21 protein-coding genes are annotated in these 15,209 nt (G+C 68.1%); 16 read left to right on the forward strand and 5 right to left on the reverse strand.

Translation table 11 applies throughout. The features are described from left to right. The first annotated feature begins 15 nt into the window (after positions 1-15). The 4 genes from AU185_RS19170 (at position 16) to AU185_RS19185 (ending at position 2,748) form a co-directional block, all read left to right on the forward strand. Positions 16-342: a hypothetical protein gene (locus AU185_RS19170; protein WP_059099216.1), complete on the forward strand. Its 327-nt coding sequence runs from the start codon at positions 16-18 to the stop codon at positions 340-342. 81 nt (positions 343-423) lie between these two features. Beyond that, on the forward strand, positions 424-909 hold the full coding sequence (locus AU185_RS19175; protein WP_059099113.1) for a pyridoxamine 5'-phosphate oxidase family protein: 486 nt from the start codon (positions 424-426) through the stop codon (positions 907-909). A gap of 50 nt (positions 910-959) precedes the next feature. Then, positions 960-2,318, forward strand: coding sequence for a cytochrome P450 (locus AU185_RS19180; RefSeq protein WP_059099215.1), 1,359 nt, complete (start codon positions 960-962; stop codon positions 2,316-2,318). Between the two features lie 22 nt (positions 2,319-2,340). Next, complete coding sequence (locus tag AU185_RS19185; RefSeq protein ID WP_156425588.1) at positions 2,341-2,748, forward strand: hypothetical protein; 408 nt, start codon at positions 2,341-2,343, stop codon at positions 2,746-2,748. Between the two features lie 238 nt (positions 2,749-2,986). Here the strand turns inward: AU185_RS19185 and AU185_RS19190 are convergent, their stop codons facing one another. After that, entirely contained in the window at positions 2,987-3,460 is a 474-nt protein-coding gene (locus AU185_RS19190; protein ID WP_156425589.1) for a hypothetical protein, read from the reverse strand. A 59-nt stretch (positions 3,461-3,519) separates the two neighbouring features. On the opposite strand from AU185_RS19190, the gene AU185_RS25210 reads away from it, so the two are divergent. Then, positions 3,520-3,705 carry a hypothetical protein gene (locus AU185_RS25210; RefSeq protein ID WP_156425590.1) on the forward strand — a complete coding sequence of 62 codons (186 nt, stop codon included), beginning with the start codon at positions 3,520-3,522 and terminating at the stop codon, positions 3,703-3,705. Here AU185_RS25210 and AU185_RS25710 read toward each other — a convergent pair. Then, complete coding sequence (locus tag AU185_RS25710) at positions 3,702-3,827, reverse strand: hypothetical protein (RefSeq protein WP_286143210.1); 126 nt, start codon at positions 3,825-3,827, stop codon at positions 3,702-3,704. The genes AU185_RS25210 and AU185_RS25710 overlap by 4 nt on opposite strands. Before the next feature lie 137 nt (positions 3,828-3,964). Continuing rightward, entirely contained in the window at positions 3,965-5,173 is a 1,209-nt protein-coding gene (locus AU185_RS19195; RefSeq protein WP_059099214.1) for a CynX/NimT family MFS transporter, read from the reverse strand. 84 nt (positions 5,174-5,257) lie between these two features. Here AU185_RS19195 and AU185_RS19200 point away from each other — a divergent pair, with 84 nt between their 5' ends. Continuing rightward, complete coding sequence (locus tag AU185_RS19200) at positions 5,258-5,944, forward strand: FadR/GntR family transcriptional regulator (RefSeq protein WP_059099110.1); 687 nt, start codon at positions 5,258-5,260, stop codon at positions 5,942-5,944. A 5-nt stretch (positions 5,945-5,949) separates the two neighbouring features. Here the strand turns inward: AU185_RS19200 and AU185_RS19205 are convergent, their stop codons facing one another. Continuing rightward, positions 5,950-6,330, reverse strand: a complete 381-nt coding sequence (locus tag AU185_RS19205; protein WP_059099109.1) for a nitroreductase family deazaflavin-dependent oxidoreductase — start codon at positions 6,328-6,330, stop codon at positions 5,950-5,952. Positions 6,331-6,351: 21 nt separating this feature from the next. Between AU185_RS19205 and AU185_RS19210 the strand changes: the two genes are divergently transcribed. The 8 genes from AU185_RS19210 to AU185_RS19245 all read left to right on the forward strand — a co-directional run bounded on the left by AU185_RS19210 (position 6,352) and on the right by AU185_RS19245 (position 13,990). Further along, entirely contained in the window at positions 6,352-6,735 is a 384-nt protein-coding gene (locus AU185_RS19210; RefSeq protein WP_059099213.1) for a nitroreductase/quinone reductase family protein, read from the forward strand. 52 nt (positions 6,736-6,787) lie between these two features. Then, positions 6,788-8,092 carry a glutamate-1-semialdehyde 2,1-aminomutase gene (hemL, locus tag AU185_RS19215; protein WP_059099212.1) on the forward strand — a complete coding sequence of 435 codons (1,305 nt, stop codon included), beginning with the start codon at positions 6,788-6,790 and terminating at the stop codon, positions 8,090-8,092. Next, positions 8,089-8,709, forward strand: coding sequence for a histidine phosphatase family protein (locus tag AU185_RS19220; protein ID WP_059099108.1), 621 nt, complete (start codon positions 8,089-8,091; stop codon positions 8,707-8,709). The genes hemL and AU185_RS19220 overlap by 4 nt, the downstream gene beginning before the upstream one ends. Beyond that, on the forward strand, positions 8,706-9,323 hold the full coding sequence (locus tag AU185_RS19225) for a TlpA disulfide reductase family protein (protein WP_156425591.1): 618 nt from the start codon (positions 8,706-8,708) through the stop codon (positions 9,321-9,323). Before AU185_RS19220 ends, AU185_RS19225 begins: the two co-directional genes overlap by 4 nt. Continuing rightward, positions 9,320-10,162 carry a cytochrome c biogenesis CcdA family protein gene (locus AU185_RS19230; protein ID WP_059099107.1) on the forward strand — a complete coding sequence of 281 codons (843 nt, stop codon included), beginning with the start codon at positions 9,320-9,322 and terminating at the stop codon, positions 10,160-10,162. Before AU185_RS19225 ends, AU185_RS19230 begins: the two co-directional genes overlap by 4 nt. Before the next feature lie 50 nt (positions 10,163-10,212). After that, positions 10,213-11,814, forward strand: coding sequence for a cytochrome c biogenesis protein ResB (gene resB, locus AU185_RS19235; protein WP_059099106.1), 1,602 nt, complete (start codon positions 10,213-10,215; stop codon positions 11,812-11,814). After that, positions 11,811-12,779 carry a c-type cytochrome biogenesis protein CcsB gene (gene ccsB, locus AU185_RS19240; RefSeq protein ID WP_059099105.1) on the forward strand — a complete coding sequence of 323 codons (969 nt, stop codon included), beginning with the start codon at positions 11,811-11,813 and terminating at the stop codon, positions 12,777-12,779. Before resB ends, ccsB begins: the two co-directional genes overlap by 4 nt. Before the next feature lie 68 nt (positions 12,780-12,847). Continuing rightward, complete coding sequence (locus AU185_RS19245) at positions 12,848-13,990, forward strand: nucleotide-binding protein (protein ID WP_082683972.1); 1,143 nt, start codon at positions 12,848-12,850, stop codon at positions 13,988-13,990. A gap of 9 nt (positions 13,991-13,999) precedes the next feature. Here the strand turns inward: AU185_RS19245 and AU185_RS25385 are convergent, their stop codons facing one another. Then, positions 14,000-14,161: a hypothetical protein gene (locus AU185_RS25385; protein ID WP_172799537.1), complete on the reverse strand. Its 162-nt coding sequence runs from the start codon at positions 14,159-14,161 to the stop codon at positions 14,000-14,002. A 52-nt stretch (positions 14,162-14,213) separates the two neighbouring features. On the opposite strand from AU185_RS25385, the gene AU185_RS19250 reads away from it, so the two are divergent. Continuing rightward, positions 14,214-14,525, forward strand: a complete 312-nt coding sequence (locus AU185_RS19250) for a DUF4229 domain-containing protein (RefSeq protein WP_059099104.1) — start codon at positions 14,214-14,216, stop codon at positions 14,523-14,525. Positions 14,526-14,652: 127 nt separating this feature from the next. After that, on the forward strand, positions 14,653-14,997 hold the full coding sequence (locus AU185_RS19255; RefSeq protein WP_059099209.1) for an ester cyclase: 345 nt from the start codon (positions 14,653-14,655) through the stop codon (positions 14,995-14,997). The last annotated feature ends 212 nt before the right edge of the window (positions 14,998-15,209 follow it).

Raw genomic sequence — 15,209 nt, forward strand, 5'->3', positions numbered from 1 at the left:
GGGCAGATATATCCCATGAGCACCGACGACAAGCAGCAGGAAGACGATCGGCTCACCGACGAGCAGCGGAAAGCCGAACCGGAAACCGACGAACACCACCAGGTCACCAGCGAGCAGGAGACACCGCCGCCGACCGAGAAACCCGACGTCACCGACGAGCATCGCGAGAAGGCCAAAGAGATGCACAAGGCCTACGAGGAGGACCGGCCGACCACCAAGATGCCGGGCAGTGGCGGCGCGGTCGCGGGTACCGCCGTCAACGACTGGCTCGACGACGAGGGCAAACCGAAATTCAGCGAGGAAGGCGCGGGCGGCCAAGGCGGCGAGAGCACCGGTAACTGACGTCTGCGTCGGGGCCACCATCTCGTAGAGGTGGAACTCGGTGTCTCGGTCCGCCCGTAGAGCTGCCTACGCTAGGCAACCGTGACCCCTCTCGAACAGATCGCGCCCGTCTTCGTCGAGATGGCGCATTCAATAGTGTGGGCCTCGGTAGCCACCGTCGACGCCAACGGTCGTCCCCGCACCCGCATCCTGCACCCGATATGGGAGTGGGACGGCACCGACCTGCTCGGCTGGATCGCCACCGTGCCGACTCCCCTCAAGAAGAACCATCTCGCCGTGCACCCCGAGGTGTCGGTGAGCTACTGGACCACCAACCACGACACCTGCAGCGCCGAGTGCCTGGTCGAGTGGTACGTCGACGACGAGACGCGGACCGCGGTGTGGGACAAGTTCGCGACCGGTCCCGAGCCGGTGGGCTACGACCCGAGGATCATCCCGATGTGGCAGGACGGGCCGACCTCCGATGAGTTCGCGGTGCTGCGGTTGAGCCCCTACCGCATCAGGGTGATGCCCGGAACCGTGATGACGAAAGGCGAAGGCGCACCGTTGACCTGGTCCTCGACATGAGAACCGGATACCGGGGTCGAGAAGGCTCGGCCTGAGTGATGATCGGTGACATGACCAGCACGAGCGATGTCCGGGCGTTGCCGCTGGTGCCGAAGAACCCACTGCCGGTCTGGCAGCTGCTGAAACTGGTGCGCAGGCTCGACACCGGACAGGAAGTGATTCGTGCCGCCGGCGGTCCCGTCACGCGCATCCAGTTCGCACCGAAGAGGTGGTACCCGCCGATCGTGGCGGTGATGTCGCCGAACGGCATGCGCGACGTGCTGGGACGCTCCGATGCCTCCTCAGACCGGTGCATCTACCACGACGAGGTCCGCGCCGTGGCGGGCGACAGCCTGTTCGTACTGCCCAACGACCTGTGGCGCCCGCGCAAACGTGCGCTGCAACCGGTGTTCACCAAACACAACGTCCGCAACTTCGGCGGCCACATGTCCGGGGCGGCACAGGCGTTCGTCGACCGCTGGCGCGACGGCGGGGATGTCGACCTCGACGTCGAGTGCCGCCGGGTGGCCATGCAGTCGTTGGGCCAGTCGGTGCTGGGCGTCGACCTCAACGAGCGCGCCGACACCATCGCCCGGTGCATGCACGTCGCATCCTCTTACACCGCGGACCGTGCGCTGCGGCCGGTGCGGGCACCACGTTGGCTGCCGACGCCCGCGCGCCGCCGGACCCGCAGGGCCGTCGCCGAGATGAAGGAGATCACCGACGAGATGGTGCGCGCATGTCGCGCCGACCCGTCGCGCGACGCCCCGCTCGTGCGGGCGTTGATGGCGGCGAGGGACCCGGAGACCGGCTTGCCGATCTCCGATGACGACATCTCGAACGACCTGCTGATCTTCATGCTCGCCGGCCACGACACCACGTCGACCGCGTTGACCTACTCGCTGTGGGTCCTCGGACATCATCCCGACATCCAGGCCCGCGTCGCCGCGGAAGCCGCCGCCATCGGTGATCGGCAGCTGACCCCCGAGGATGTCCCCCGACTCGGCTACACCGTGCAGGTGCTGCACGAGGCGCTGCGGTTGTGCCCCCCGGCGGCTGGCGTGGGCAGACAGGCTACCCGCGACATCGTGGTCGACGGCTACCGAGTCGAAGCTGGGACGCTGGTGGCCCTGGGACTGTATGGGCTGCACCACGATCCGGTGCTGTGGCCCGATCCGATGAAGTTCGACCCCGAGCGGTTCAGTCCCGAGAACGTCAAGAACCGCAACCGCTGGCAGTTTCTGCCGTTCCTCGCCGGTGGCCGGCCGTGCATCGGCGAGCATTTCGCGCGACTGGAGACGACGCTGGCGCTGGCCACGATCGTGCGCGCGATGGAGATCCGTTCTGTCGATGGCACCTTCGAGTGCGAGGTACCGTTCACCACGGTCGCGAAGGGACCGATCCGGGCCGGCCTGCGCCCGCGCGACTGACGTCGCACAGCGCGGTCGAGGCGTGTCGGTCGGCTCCGGAGTGGGGGAGGCGGCCTGGCCGTGCGGCGCTACCGACTTGTCCCCGACGGTGCCAATCGACGGCGGCAGCCGCGACGAAGCCGACTTCCTCATCCGTACCGATCTCGGCCAACGCCGTGGCAAGCTCATCGAATCCGTTGATCGAGCTTTCGTAGTCGATTCGGTGTGCCAGGTTCCGAACCCATCGGCGGGCGCGCATTCTCTGGCCGAACGACACCCGACGCACGTCGCAGACCACCAGGACTCGACGTGCGCCCCGGGTGGCGACTGCCGCGAGCCCCAACTGGCAGCAGTCGCTCTCACACGCGCGCAGACGCCGGCGCGACGGGCGGGAATGGCCATCACCGAACAACGATTCGACGGCGTCCGCATCGAGGATGAGGATCGCTGACTCGAGAGGCTCGTCGTCGGCGCCCGTCGCCGCGGCAGACCCGGCAACAGTCCCAGGCCAGCGCGAAGCCGTCGGCCGTTCGCACGGTGGACGGCCGTGGCGCACCACGATGGCGTGGCTTCGGTATGCCGCAGCAATCGCTTCGGCAACGCCCGGAAGCCGGCCGTAAATCGTCACCGGCGCATCGCCGGATTCCTGAACCGCCAACACAACCTCACTATTCGTGTGAAGCGCTCACCTAGACGCCGCCGGGCTCGTGACTTATTTCTCGCTCGCATTCGGAAACCAGCTGCAACGCAAGCGAAATGGCGTCGCGACGGCCCGCAGCACCGTCTTCGGCGCCCGGGACGGCATCCCGCGACAGTCGCGCGGCTATCGTGCTGAGGGCCACACCGGCACGTACGCGTTCCCGGTCTCGCCGACGCCCGCGGGTATGCGACGATTTCGCGAAACTCCCTGACGCCAGGGCGATCTCGTCGAGCACACAGATGCGTGCGAATCGAATGCCCGCCGTGTAGCCATTGCGATATGCGGTGCTTCGATCCGTCGGCGGTGACGCATCGGCCAGGTCGTCCAGCAGTCGCACCAGCACCCTCGTGCCCGCCGTACCCGAAGGTCTGCCGGTCGTCGTGGACTGCGCCTTCGTCGCCGCCGCGGGCGCGCCCCGATGCCCCGCCCCCATGTCTGCTTGGTCAACGCTCGTCGCGGTCATCCGGACGCCAATATCTGATTGTCTTCAAAAGACACTGTGTCATCCTTCGAATCCCATGAATGGTCGATCTCTCGACCTATAACGTGCCCTTTTCGCCTTTCCGCAATTTCGCGCATGCGCCGTTTCCTCTTCAGCAATTTGTCGAAGAGGTGCGTGAAATTACGGATCTCGAAAAATGCGAATGTCGCGGTCGGATCGCGAAAACTGCGATCCCGCAGTCGAAGCAGCGCGCTCGGTTTTACTAGCGGCTTGCCCGCTTGCGGCGCGGAATCGTCTCCTCGGCGGTCTTCTCCCGCTTGGCCGCGCGGCGTTCCTTGAGAGTCATCGACGGCTTTTTGAGTTCCCTACTTTGAGATTTACCAGCCACAACTTCTCCTTTCACTGGCGACCGCATCAATGCGCGACCATACCCGAGAAAAAAATAAAGGCCAGTCGCCGTGCAATTGCGTCGAAAGGAGGACTGGACCGTCGGCCCGGCTGCCGCGAATACAGCCGCGCGTCTTCTCAGACGTAGCGGTTGCGGCCCGCCACCATCCCGGCACCGATCTGGATCACGTAGACGGCCAGTACCAACGCCCACGGCACGGTCCAGCCGCCCGTCGCGTCGTGCAGCAGGCCGAACAGGAAGGGACCGATCCCGGCCAGCAGATAGCCGATGCCCTGCGCCATGCCGGACAACCGCGCGGTGTCTGCCGAGTTTCGCGCCCGTAGCGCGATGATGGTCAACGCAAGGGAGAAGGCGCCCAACCCAATTCCGAACAGGGCACTCCACAACAGGGGAGCGGCGGCGGGTGCGAGCATCAGGCCCAGTACGCCGGTCAGGCCGGTCACGCCCAGGGCGAGGACCCACGGTCCCTGACTCGTCGAGCGGGCCGCCAGCGGCGAGCCGAACAGCGCGATCGGCACCCCGATGAGCGACACCAGCCCGCTGAGCAGGCCGGCCCGCGTCGACGTCAGGCCACTGTCGATCAAAACCTCGGGCAGCCATCCCATCGCGATGTACGCCAGGCAGGCCTGACAACCGAAGAACAACGTCACCATCCAGGCCAGGCCGCTGCGCATCATGGGGCGTTCTCGTGGTTCGACGGTGGCGCCAACGTCGGTTTTACCGAGATCCCTGCCGCCGAGCAACCAAGCGGCCAACGCCAGCGCCGCGAGCAACGCCCAGCCACCCAACGCCTGCCGCCAGCCCCCGAGCACCTGCTCGAGCATCGGCGTGACCGCCGCACCCAGCGCGCCGCCGCCTTGAAGCGCGGCGGTGTAGATACCGGTCATCACGCCGATCTGGGCGGGGAAGGCGTCCTTGATGACCACCGGGATCAACACGTTGATGAGCGCGATGCCAGCCGTGGCGACCAGCGTTCCGCCGATCACCACGAACGCCCCGTCGAGCGGGCGGACGAGGAGTCCGACAACCAGCGTCGCCATCGCGCCGGCGATTCCGGGCCCCAACCCGAACCGGCGGGCCAGCGCCGGCGCGGCCAGCCCCGCACCCGCGAAGCACAGCCCGGGCAGCGTCGTCAGCACGCCTGCCCAGGTGGCCGAGGCGTCCAGCGACGTGCGCATCGGTCCCAGTAACGGCCCGATGCTGGTGATCGCAGGCCGCAGGTTGAGTGCGGTGAGAACGACCGCTACGACGAGCAAGAACCGTCCGGCCAGCAGCGGGGGCCGGTCTATCGCGTTGGAGTCCGAGGCATCGGCGTCTCGCCTGATCTTGTCGACGGCGTCGCCGAGCCCGGTAGAAGTCACATGTTGTAGAGTCTCATACATCCGATGATCGGATGAAATGGAGATTGTGTGACGCTCGCTACCACCCGCAGGACCGGCCTGGTGGATCAGGCCATCGAGCAGCTGCGAGCGTCCGTGGAGTCGGGCGCATGGCCGGTGAACTCCCGCATTCCCACCGAGCCGGAACTCGCGGGGGCGCTCGGCGTGGGCCGCAACACCGTGCGGGAGGCGGTTCGGGCGTTGGCGCACAGCGGCTTGTTGGAGGTCCGTCAAGGTGACGGCACGTACGTCCGGGCGACCAGTGAGGTATCGGGCGCTCTGCGCCGACTCTGCGGAACCGAGCTGCGGGAAGTGCTGCAGGTGAGGCGCTGTCTTGAAGTGGAGGGGGCGCGGCTGGCCGCCCGGGCCCGAACCTCCGCCGACGTCGACGACTTACGAGCACTGCTGAAACGTCGGGACGAGATTTCCCCGTCCGACGAGCCCGAGGCCTTCGCCCGGGCGGACACCGAGTTCCACGTCGCCGTGGTGCGCAGTTCCCACAATGTCGTGTTGATCGAGCTGTATCGCGGGCTCACCGAGGTGGTCATGGCCAGTGTCGCGACCGCAGCCGACGAACCGGCCACGGCCGTGATCGATCACGGCCGCCTGGTCGAGGCGATCGCGGCGGGCGACGTCGAATCCGCCGGGCTCGAAGCCGGCGGGTTCATCGACGAGATCTTGAGCGAGTTCCGGCTGTCGGACGAGGCGTCGACGTAGTCGAGCTACACCCGCGTCAGCAGCACGGCCTGTTCGAAGGGCAATCGGGCGAAGATGGCCCGCCACAACCCCGTCACCGACGGCGCCGCCTCGGCTTTGGGCATCACGCGGGGCTCGCGCAGCTCGAGGGTCTTGCCGTAGCGCTTCATCCGGGCGCCGCCGGCGGCGGTGACATTCTTCAGCCAGTCGCGGTCGGGTCCGTACGTGAGCAGGATGGCCACGCCATGCTCCGTGGGAAAGACCGTCAACGGGGTGCGATACGGCTTGCCCGATTTGCGGCCGACGTGCAAGAGGATGCCGAACGTCGGCGCCCAGCCGGCCCACAGCCGCTGGATCGGATTGGTCACATGCCGGTTGAATCGGGCCAGCCATTGCGGCAGCTGCATACGGACATCAAACTCGACGCCATGGCCTACCTCAAGCCTCCGTGGTTCGTGCGCAAGATCTTCAACAAGATCGCGATGGCGACCGGAGTCGGCAACAGCCAGACACTCACGGTGACCAAGCGCGTCAGCAAGCAGCCGCAACAGATCCCGGTCGTGGTCCCCGAGGTCGACGGCGTCAAGTATCTGGTGTCCAGCCGCGGCGAGGCCGAGTGGGTGAAGAACGTCCGCGCCGACCCCCACGTCAAGCTCGGCGACGTGACGTATGTGGCCACGGAGGTGCCGGTGGACAAGCGGGGACCGATCATCGCCGCCTACCGGCCGCTGGCCGGCAAGGTCGTCGAGGCCTACTGGAAGCAGCTGCCGTCCGATGCCGATCACCCCACGTTCGCGCTCACTCCCGGTTGAGCCACTACACCCTGTAGTTGACGGTTTCGCACCTGCTGGGACACTGGTGGCCATGTCGAGCACCGACGTCTCCGCGAAGCTCTTCGCCGACGCGTGCGCGCTCATCCCCGGCGGCGTCAACTCCCCGGTGCGGGCGTTCACCGCGGTCGGCGGCACCCCGCGGTTCATCACCTCGGCCAACGGCTGCTGGCTGACCGACGCCGACGGCAACCGCTACGTCGACCTGGTCTGCTCGTGGGGGCCGATGATCCTCGGCCATGCGCATCCGGACGTGGTCGCGGCGGTGCAGCGAGTGGTGTCCGACGGCTTGTCGTTCGGCGCCCCCACCCCCTCGGAGTCGGAACTGGCCGCCGAGATCATCGGCCGGGTCGCACCGGTCGAACGGCTGCGGCTGGTGAACTCCGGCACCGAGTCCACGATGAGCGCGATCCGGTTGGCCCGCGGCTACACGGGCCGGGCCAAGATCGTGAAGTTCTCCGGCTGCTACCACGGCCACAGCGACGCGCTGTTGGCCGACGCGGGCTCCGGCGTCGCCACGCTCGGGCTGCCGTCGTCGCCGGGGGTGACGGGCGCCGCGGCCGCCGACACGATCGTGCTGCCGTACAACAACGTCGCGGCGGTGGAGGAGATCTTCGCCCGCTTCGGCGACGAGATCGCCTGCGTGATCACCGAGGCCAGCCCCGGCAACATGGGCACCGTCCCGCCGCTGCCCGGCTTCAACGCCGCGCTGCGCCGGATCACCGCCGAACATGGCGCCCTGCTGATCGTCGACGAGGTCATGACGGGGTTCCGGGTCAGCCGGTCGGGCTGGTACGGCGTCGATCCGGTCGACGCCGACCTGTTCACCTTCGGCAAGGTGATGAGCGGCGGATTGCCGGCGGCCGCGTTCGGGGGCCGAGCCGAGGTGATGGACCGGTTGGCTCCGCTGGGGCCGGTCTATCAGGCGGGCACGCTGTCGGGAAACCCGGTCGCGATGGCGGCGGGTCTGGCCACGTTGCGCGCCGCGGACGACGCCACCTACGCCCAACTCGACGCCAACGCCGACCGCCTGACCGAGCTGCTGAGCGGGGCGTTGACCGAAGCCGGCGTGGCGCACCGGATTCCCCGCGCCGGCAACATGTTCAGCGTCTTCTTCACCGACGAGGCGGTGACCGACTTCGCATCGGCGCGGGCCTCCGAGACGTGGCGCTTCCCGGCGTTCTTCCACGCGCTGCTCGACGCCGGCGTGTACCCGCCGCCGAGTGCCTTCGAGACTTGGTTCGTCTCAACGGCTTTGGACGACGACGCGTTCGACCGGATCGCCGCAGCCCTGCCCGAAGCCGCGCGCGCCGCGGCGGAAGCCGAGAGACCGGCATGACGAGGCCCGAGGACGTGAAGACCGTGGTGCACGTGATGCGGCACGGCGAGGTGCACAACCCCGACAAGATCCTGTACGGCCGCCTGCCGGACTATCACCTCTCCGAGCGGGGCCGGGCGCAGGCGCAGGCGGTCGCGGACTGGCTGTCGTCGCGCGACATCGTCTATGTGGTGGCCTCGCCGTTGGAGCGGGCACAGGAGACCGCGGGTCCCATCGCGGCGGGCCTGGGGCTGTCGGTCGACACCGACGACGCGTTGATCGAGTCGATGAACATCTTCCAGGGACAACGGGTTTCGCCGGGCGACGGTGCGCTGCGCGACCCCCGCAACTGGTGGCATCTGCGCAACCCGCGCACACCCTCCTGGGGCGAGCCGTATCACGAGATCGCCGCGCGGATGACCGCCGCGGTGCATCGGGCCAGGGCCAAGGCGGCGGGCCACGAGGCGGTGTGCGTAAGCCACCAACTGCCCGTCGAGACGTTGCGCCGGTCGATGACCGGCCATGCACTGCACCACTTTCCGACCCGACGGCTGTGCAACCTGGCTTCGCTCACCTCGTTCTACTTTCACGGCGACACCTACGTCGGCTGGAGCTACGCGGAGTTGGCCGGGCAGTGAAGCTGCGGTTGCTTCTGGCGTGCGCGGCGATCGTCGCGCTCGCCGGCTGCTCCACCGGCGGCGACGCGGTCGCGCAGGGCGGCACCTTCGAGTTCGTCGCGCCCGGCGGGCAGACCGACATCTTCTACGACCCGCCGCAGGACCGCGGCCGGCCCGGCCCGCTGAGCGGTCCCGACCTGATGGACCCGGCCAAAACCATCTCCCTCGACGACTTCGCGGGCAAGGTCGTGGTGCTCAACGTGTGGGGACAGTGGTGCGGACCGTGCCGTACCGAAATCACCCAGCTGCAGCAGGTTTACGACAAGACACGTCACCTCGGTGTGGCATTCGTCGGCATCGACGTCCGCGACAGCAACCGTCAGGCCGCGGTGGACTTCATCGTCGACCGGAAGATCACCTTCCCCTCGATCTACGACCCCGCGATGCGGACCATGATCGCGTTCGGCGGCCGGTACCCGACGACGGTCATCCCGTCGACTGTGGTGCTCGACCGGGAGCACCGGGTCGCCGCGGTGTTCCTGCGCGAACTTCTCGCCGAGGATCTGCAGCCGGTGGTCGAACGCCTTGCACGCGAAAAGGGCGGGGCGGCGGAGCGCAAAGAGGCCGGCACATGAGCCTCGAGGGGGTCGACCAGTTGATCGCGGGCGGCCCAGTGCTGCTGGCGCTTCTGGTCAGCGCGCTGGCCGGGCTGGTGTCGTTCGCCTCGCCGTGCGTGGTGCCGCTGGTGCCGGGCTATCTGTCGTATCTGGCCGCGGTGGTGGGGGTTTCCGACGATGCGCCCGATGCGCCCGGCGATTTGTGGAGTGTTAGCGGCGGTGAGCGCCGTTCCCGCTCCACAAATCGCACTGCTGCTGCGGCGAAGGCGACGCGGCTGCGGGTGGCGGGTGCGGCCGCGTTGTTCGTCGCCGGTTTCACGGTCGTCTTCGTTCTGGGCACCGTCGCGGTCCTCGGGATGACCACGTCACTGATCACCAATCAGCTTCTGCTGCAGCGCATCGGCGGCGTGGTGACCATCGTGATGGGGCTGGTGTTCGTCGGGTTCATCCCCGTCCTGCAGCGCGAGGCGCGGTTCACCCCGCGGCAGATCTCCACGCTCGGCGGCGCCCCGCTGCTGGGCGCGGTGTTCGCGCTCGGGTGGACGCCGTGCCTCGGCCCGACGCTGACCGGGGTGATCGCGGTGGCCTCGGCGACCGACGGGAGCAATGTCGCCCGCGGCGTCGCGCTCGTCATCGCCTACTGTTTGGGCCTGGGAATACCGTTCGTGCTGTTGGCATTCGGGTCGGCGCGCGCCGTGCAGGGGCTGGCGTGGCTGAGACGGCACACCCGGACTATCCAGATCGCCGGTGGGGTGCTGCTGATCCTGGTCGGTGCCGCGCTGGTGACCGGCGTGTGGAACGACTTCGTGTCCTGGGTGCGCGACGCGTTCGTGTCCGACGTGACGTTGCCGATATGAGCACCACCCAGGCGCCACCAGACGCAAATTGCCCGAAAAAGCCGCGAAATATGGGCATTTCACGTCTGTCCCCAGCTTTCGCGGGGGCCCACGCGGTGATACGCAACACCTGGCGCACGCTGACGTCGATGGGCACCGCGCTGGTGCTGCTGTTCCTGCTGGCGCTCGCGGCGATCCCCGGCGCGCTGTTGCCCCAGCGCAGCCTCAACGAGTCCAAGGTCAACCAGTACATCGCCGAACACCCGACGATCGGGCCGTGGCTGGACCGCCTCCAGGCCTTCGACGTATTCTCCAGCTTCTGGTTCACCGCGATCTATGTCCTGCTGTTCATCTCGCTCGTAGGCTGCCTGACCCCACGGTTGATCGAACACTTCCGCAGTATGCGGGCGACTCCGGTGGCCGCGCCGCGGAACCTGAGCCGGCTGCCCAAACACCACAGCATCGAGACGGCGGCCGAGCCCGAAGCCCTCGCCGCGACGGTGTCCGAACGGCTGCGCGGGTGGCGCACGACCACTCGCCACAACGGCGAAACCACGGAAATCTCAGCGGAGAAGGGCTATCTGCGGGAGTTCGGCAACATCGTCTTCCACTTCTCGCTACTCGGGCTGCTCGTGGCGGTCGCGGCGGGCAAGTTGTTCGGCTACGAGGGCAACGTCATCGTGATCGCCGACGGCGGTCCGGGATTCTGCTCGGCGTCGCCAGCGGCGTTCGACTCGTTTCGCGCGGGCAACACCGTCGACGGCACCTCTCTGCATCCGATCTGTCTGCGGGTCAACGACTTCCAAGCCGACTATCTGCCGACGGGGCAGGCGACGTCGTTCGCCGCCGACATCGAGTACCAAGCGGGCGCCGACCTCGAAACCGGCACCTGGCGGCCCTACCACCTGAAGGTCAACCATCCGCTGCGGGTCGGCGGCGACCGGATCTATCTGCAGGGCCACGGTTACGCACCGACATTCACCGTGACGTTCCCCGACGGGCAGACGCGCACCCAAACGCTGCAGTGGCGCCCGGATGACCAGATGACGTTGCTGTCGTCGGGCGTGCACCGGTTCGATCCACCCGGCGGCACCTATCCCGACGCCGACGAACGACGCAAGAACCAGCTCGCGATCATGGGGCTGTTCGCCCCGACCGAACAGCTGCACGGCACGCTGCTGTCCTCGAGCTTCCCCGCACTCAACGATCCCGCCGTCGCCGTCGACATCTACCGCGGCGACACCGGCCTGGACACGGGCCGGCCGCAGTCGCTGTTCACCCTCGATCCGCGGCTCATCGAACAGGGCCGGCTGACCAAGAAGGCGCGGGTCAACCTCGGGGCGGGCGAGTCGACGCGGCTCGACGACGGCACCGTGGTGCGGTTCGACGGCGCCGTGCCGTTCATCAACGTGCAGGTCTCCCACGACCCGGCCCAGGTGTGGGTGCTGGTGTTCGCGCTGACGATGATGGCCGGCCTGCTGGTGTCGCTGGTGGTGCGCCGGCGCCGCGTCTGGATTCGGATCAGCCCCGCAGGTCCGGGTACGGTAACCGTCGAGCTGGGCGGGCTGGCGCGTACCGACAACTCCGGCTGGGGTGACGAGTTCGAGCGGCTGACACAGCGCCTCCTTCCCGATGCGACGTCGGCGCAGCCCGCAGGAGAGAAGGTCACATGAATTCCGAGCAGATCGACATCGGCTTGGCGCGGTATTCGGACTGGGCGTTCACCTCATCGGTGCTCGTCCTGGTGGGCGCGCTGCTGTTGCTGGCGATCGAGTTGGCGTACACCCGCAGCCGCAAGGCCGAGACCCGTGAGCTGGTCGGAGTGGGCGCCGACAGCGGCGCCCCGGGCGTCGTCGCCGACGCCCCCAAGCGCCCGGTCGACGAGCGCATCGGCGGCGCCGGCCTCGCCCTCACCTATGTCGGGATCGGCCTGCTCCTGGGCTGCATCGTGCTGCGCGGCCTGGCCACCTCACGGGCGCCGTGGGGCAACATGTACGAGTTCATCAACTTGACGTGCTTCTGCGGCCTGGTGGCCGCGGCGGTGGTGTTGCGGCGCCCCCAGTACCGGTCGCTGTGGGTGTTCGTGCTCGTTCCGGTGCTGATCCTGCTGACGGTCTCCGGACGCTGGCTGTACACCAACGCCGCGCCGGTGATGCCCGCCCTGCAGTCCTACTGGCTGCCCATCCACGTCTCGGTGGTGAGCCTGGGCTCGGGGGTGTTCCTGGTGGCCGGCGTGGCCAGCATCCTGTTCCTGATGAAGATGTCGCGGTTCGGCGACCCCGGTACTGACGGGGTGCTCGCCCGCGTCGTGCACCGCCTGCCTGATCCGCAGACCCTCGACCGCATCGCCTATCGCACCACGATCTTCGCTTTCCCGGTGTTCGGCTTCGGCGTCATCTTCGGCGCGATCTGGGCCGAGGAGGCGTGGGGCCGCTACTGGGGCTGGGATCCCAAGGAGACGGTGTCGTTCATCGCGTGGGTGGTCTACGCCGCCTATCTGCACGCCCGCTCGACCGCGGGCTGGCGCGACAAGAAGGCCGCCTGGATCAACGTCGTCGGCTTCGTCGCGATGGTGTTCAACCTGTTCTTCATCAACCTGGTCACCGTGGGTCTGCACTCCTACGCCGGAGTGGGCTGAGGGCCGTCGTATCACCGTTTCGCTAAGATCGCTCACGTCAGCCTGCGAAGCCATGGGGGACCGTCAGCATGTCTGAACATCCGGCGCACCGCGCTCAGGATCGTCACGGCAAGGATGCGGCTTCCCCATCGGTGATCCCCGAAAATGCTTACGCACCAGGCGGTTTCCGTGCGCAGAGCCGGTTCAGCGATCCCGCGACCGAACCGCCGCCGGAGTGGACGGCGCCGACACCGCCCAACGGTCTGCCGGTCAGCTCCCCGCCGCCGGTCACGGCGCACGACCCCCCGCCGTATCTCGACCTGTCGACGGTCGCCTTGCTCGGCCAACCCAAGCGCGCCCCTTCCGAGGGCTGGCGCAAGTGGCTGTACTTCGGGTCGTTCAAGTTGATCAACCTGAGCGACGGACCGAAGGCGCTTCGCCGTCGCACGCTCACCGCGCAGGTTCAGCGGCCCCTGCGGGGCTGCCACCGCATCGCAGTGCTGTCGCTGAAGGGCGGCGTCGGCAAGACCACGATCACCGCGACGCTCGGCGCGACGCTCGCCTCGATCCGGGGTGACCGCGTGATAGCCGTCGACGCCAACCCCGACCGCGGCACGCTCAGCGAGAAGGTGCCGCTCGAGACGCCGGCCACCGTGCGTCACCTGTTGCGTGACGCCGAAGGGATCCAGGCCTACAGCGACGTCCGCAGCTACACCTCACAGAGCCCGAGCCGACTCGAGGTGCTCGCCTCCGAGAGCGACCCCGCGGTGTCGGAGGCGTTCAGTTCCGAGGACTACACCCGCACCCTCGAAGTCCTCGAGCGGTTCTACAGCCTGGTGCTCACCGACTGCGGCACCGGGCTGATGCACTCGGCCATGGCGGCGGTGCTCGCCAAGGCCGACACCCTGATCGTGATCAGTTCGGGCTCGGTCGACGGTGCCCGCAGCGCCTCGGCGACGCTGGACTGGCTGGACGCCCACGGCCACCAGGACATGGTGCGCAACTCGATCGCGGTGATCAACGCGGTGCGACCACGGTCGGGGAAGGTCGACATGCGCAAGGTCGTCGACCACTTCAACCGGCGCTGCCGGGCGGTGCTCGAGGTGCCGTTCGACCCGCACCTGGAGGAAGGCGCCGAGATCAGCCTCGACCGGCTGAAACCGGAGACCAGACAAGCATTGCTCGAACTCGCCGCGGCCGTCGCGGCCGGGTTTCCCGGCGCCCACCGCTGAGCTCGCGGATCAGGGGCGCGGGTTGTCCTCCTGGCCGAGGCGACGCAGAAACTCTGGATCGTCGTCGGGCCCGATCACGCGGGTCCGCGGACGGCTCGAAGAGACTCGCATCAGCCGCCAGGCGACATACATGAGCACGCCCAGCACGAGAATCAGGAGCAGGTACGCCACGGGAACAAAACCTCCTTTCTTCGAATATACGCGCCGTCGGTAGGCTCGGTTCGTGTCTGACGGTCGTCCCGGAACTCGGCTCGTACTCGATGTGCTGGCCTATGTGCTGGCGCGTCTGCTGCTCGTGGCGGCGCTGGCGGCGGTGATCTTCGGAGTGGGACATCTGCTCGGTCTTCGCGAGTTTCCACTCGTCGTGGCGCTGCTTTTCGCGCTGGTGATCGCTCTTCCGCTGGGCATCTGGCTGTTCGCCCCGCTCCGCCGCCGCGCCACCGCGAGCATCGCCGCGTTCGACGAAGGTCGACGCCGGGACCGGGCGCAGCTGCAGGCCCGGCTGCGTGGCGAAGAGCCGCCGTCCACGCCCTGACGGGCCGCCGCGGCGCGAAGCGTTCGAGGTCGAATTGACCGCAGCCGCAGACCTATCCGCGCATTTTCTGCCGTCCGCTTGGTGAGGCGGATTGCGCATCCACGCCTCGCCCGGTAAGTACACGATCATGACCTCGCCCAAAGATCTGTATGCACGCTGGATAGACGAGTTGTGGTCGGGGAAACCCGTCGCGGCCGAGTTGGTCACCGACGACTTCGTCGGCCATTGGCCGCAACGTGTGGTGCGGGGTCCGGCGGAACTGCAGGCAGTCGTCGGGGAGACCCATCAGATGCTCGACGACCTGAAGTTCGTGATCGAGGTGGAGCCGTTCGTCGAGGGGAACATGCTCGCGGCCAGGTGGATCGGCACGGGCGCGACCGAGGACGGACCGAAGCGGTTCACCGGAAACGACATCCTGCGGATCGCGGACGGACGGTTCGCCGAGTACTGGACGGGCACCTCCACCGGCTAACCGGCCGCGTCCTGCAGCACCTGCTGCAGCTTGTCGAGTGGGTCGCCGGCGGCGGGATCCAGTCTCAAGGCGTCGCGGGGTGTGTCGGGTTCGGGCAGCACCGGGACGGGCGGTGGCGCCGGGGGGGGGGGCCGCGGCGGGGGGGGGGGGGGGGGGAGGGGGGGGGGGGGGGGGGGGGGGGGGGCGGGGGGGGGGGGGGGGGGGGGGGGGGG

The sequence above is a fragment of the Mycobacterium sp. GA-0227b genome (assembly GCF_001499855.1).
Lineage (GTDB): Bacteria > Actinomycetota > Actinomycetes > Mycobacteriales > Mycobacteriaceae > Mycobacterium.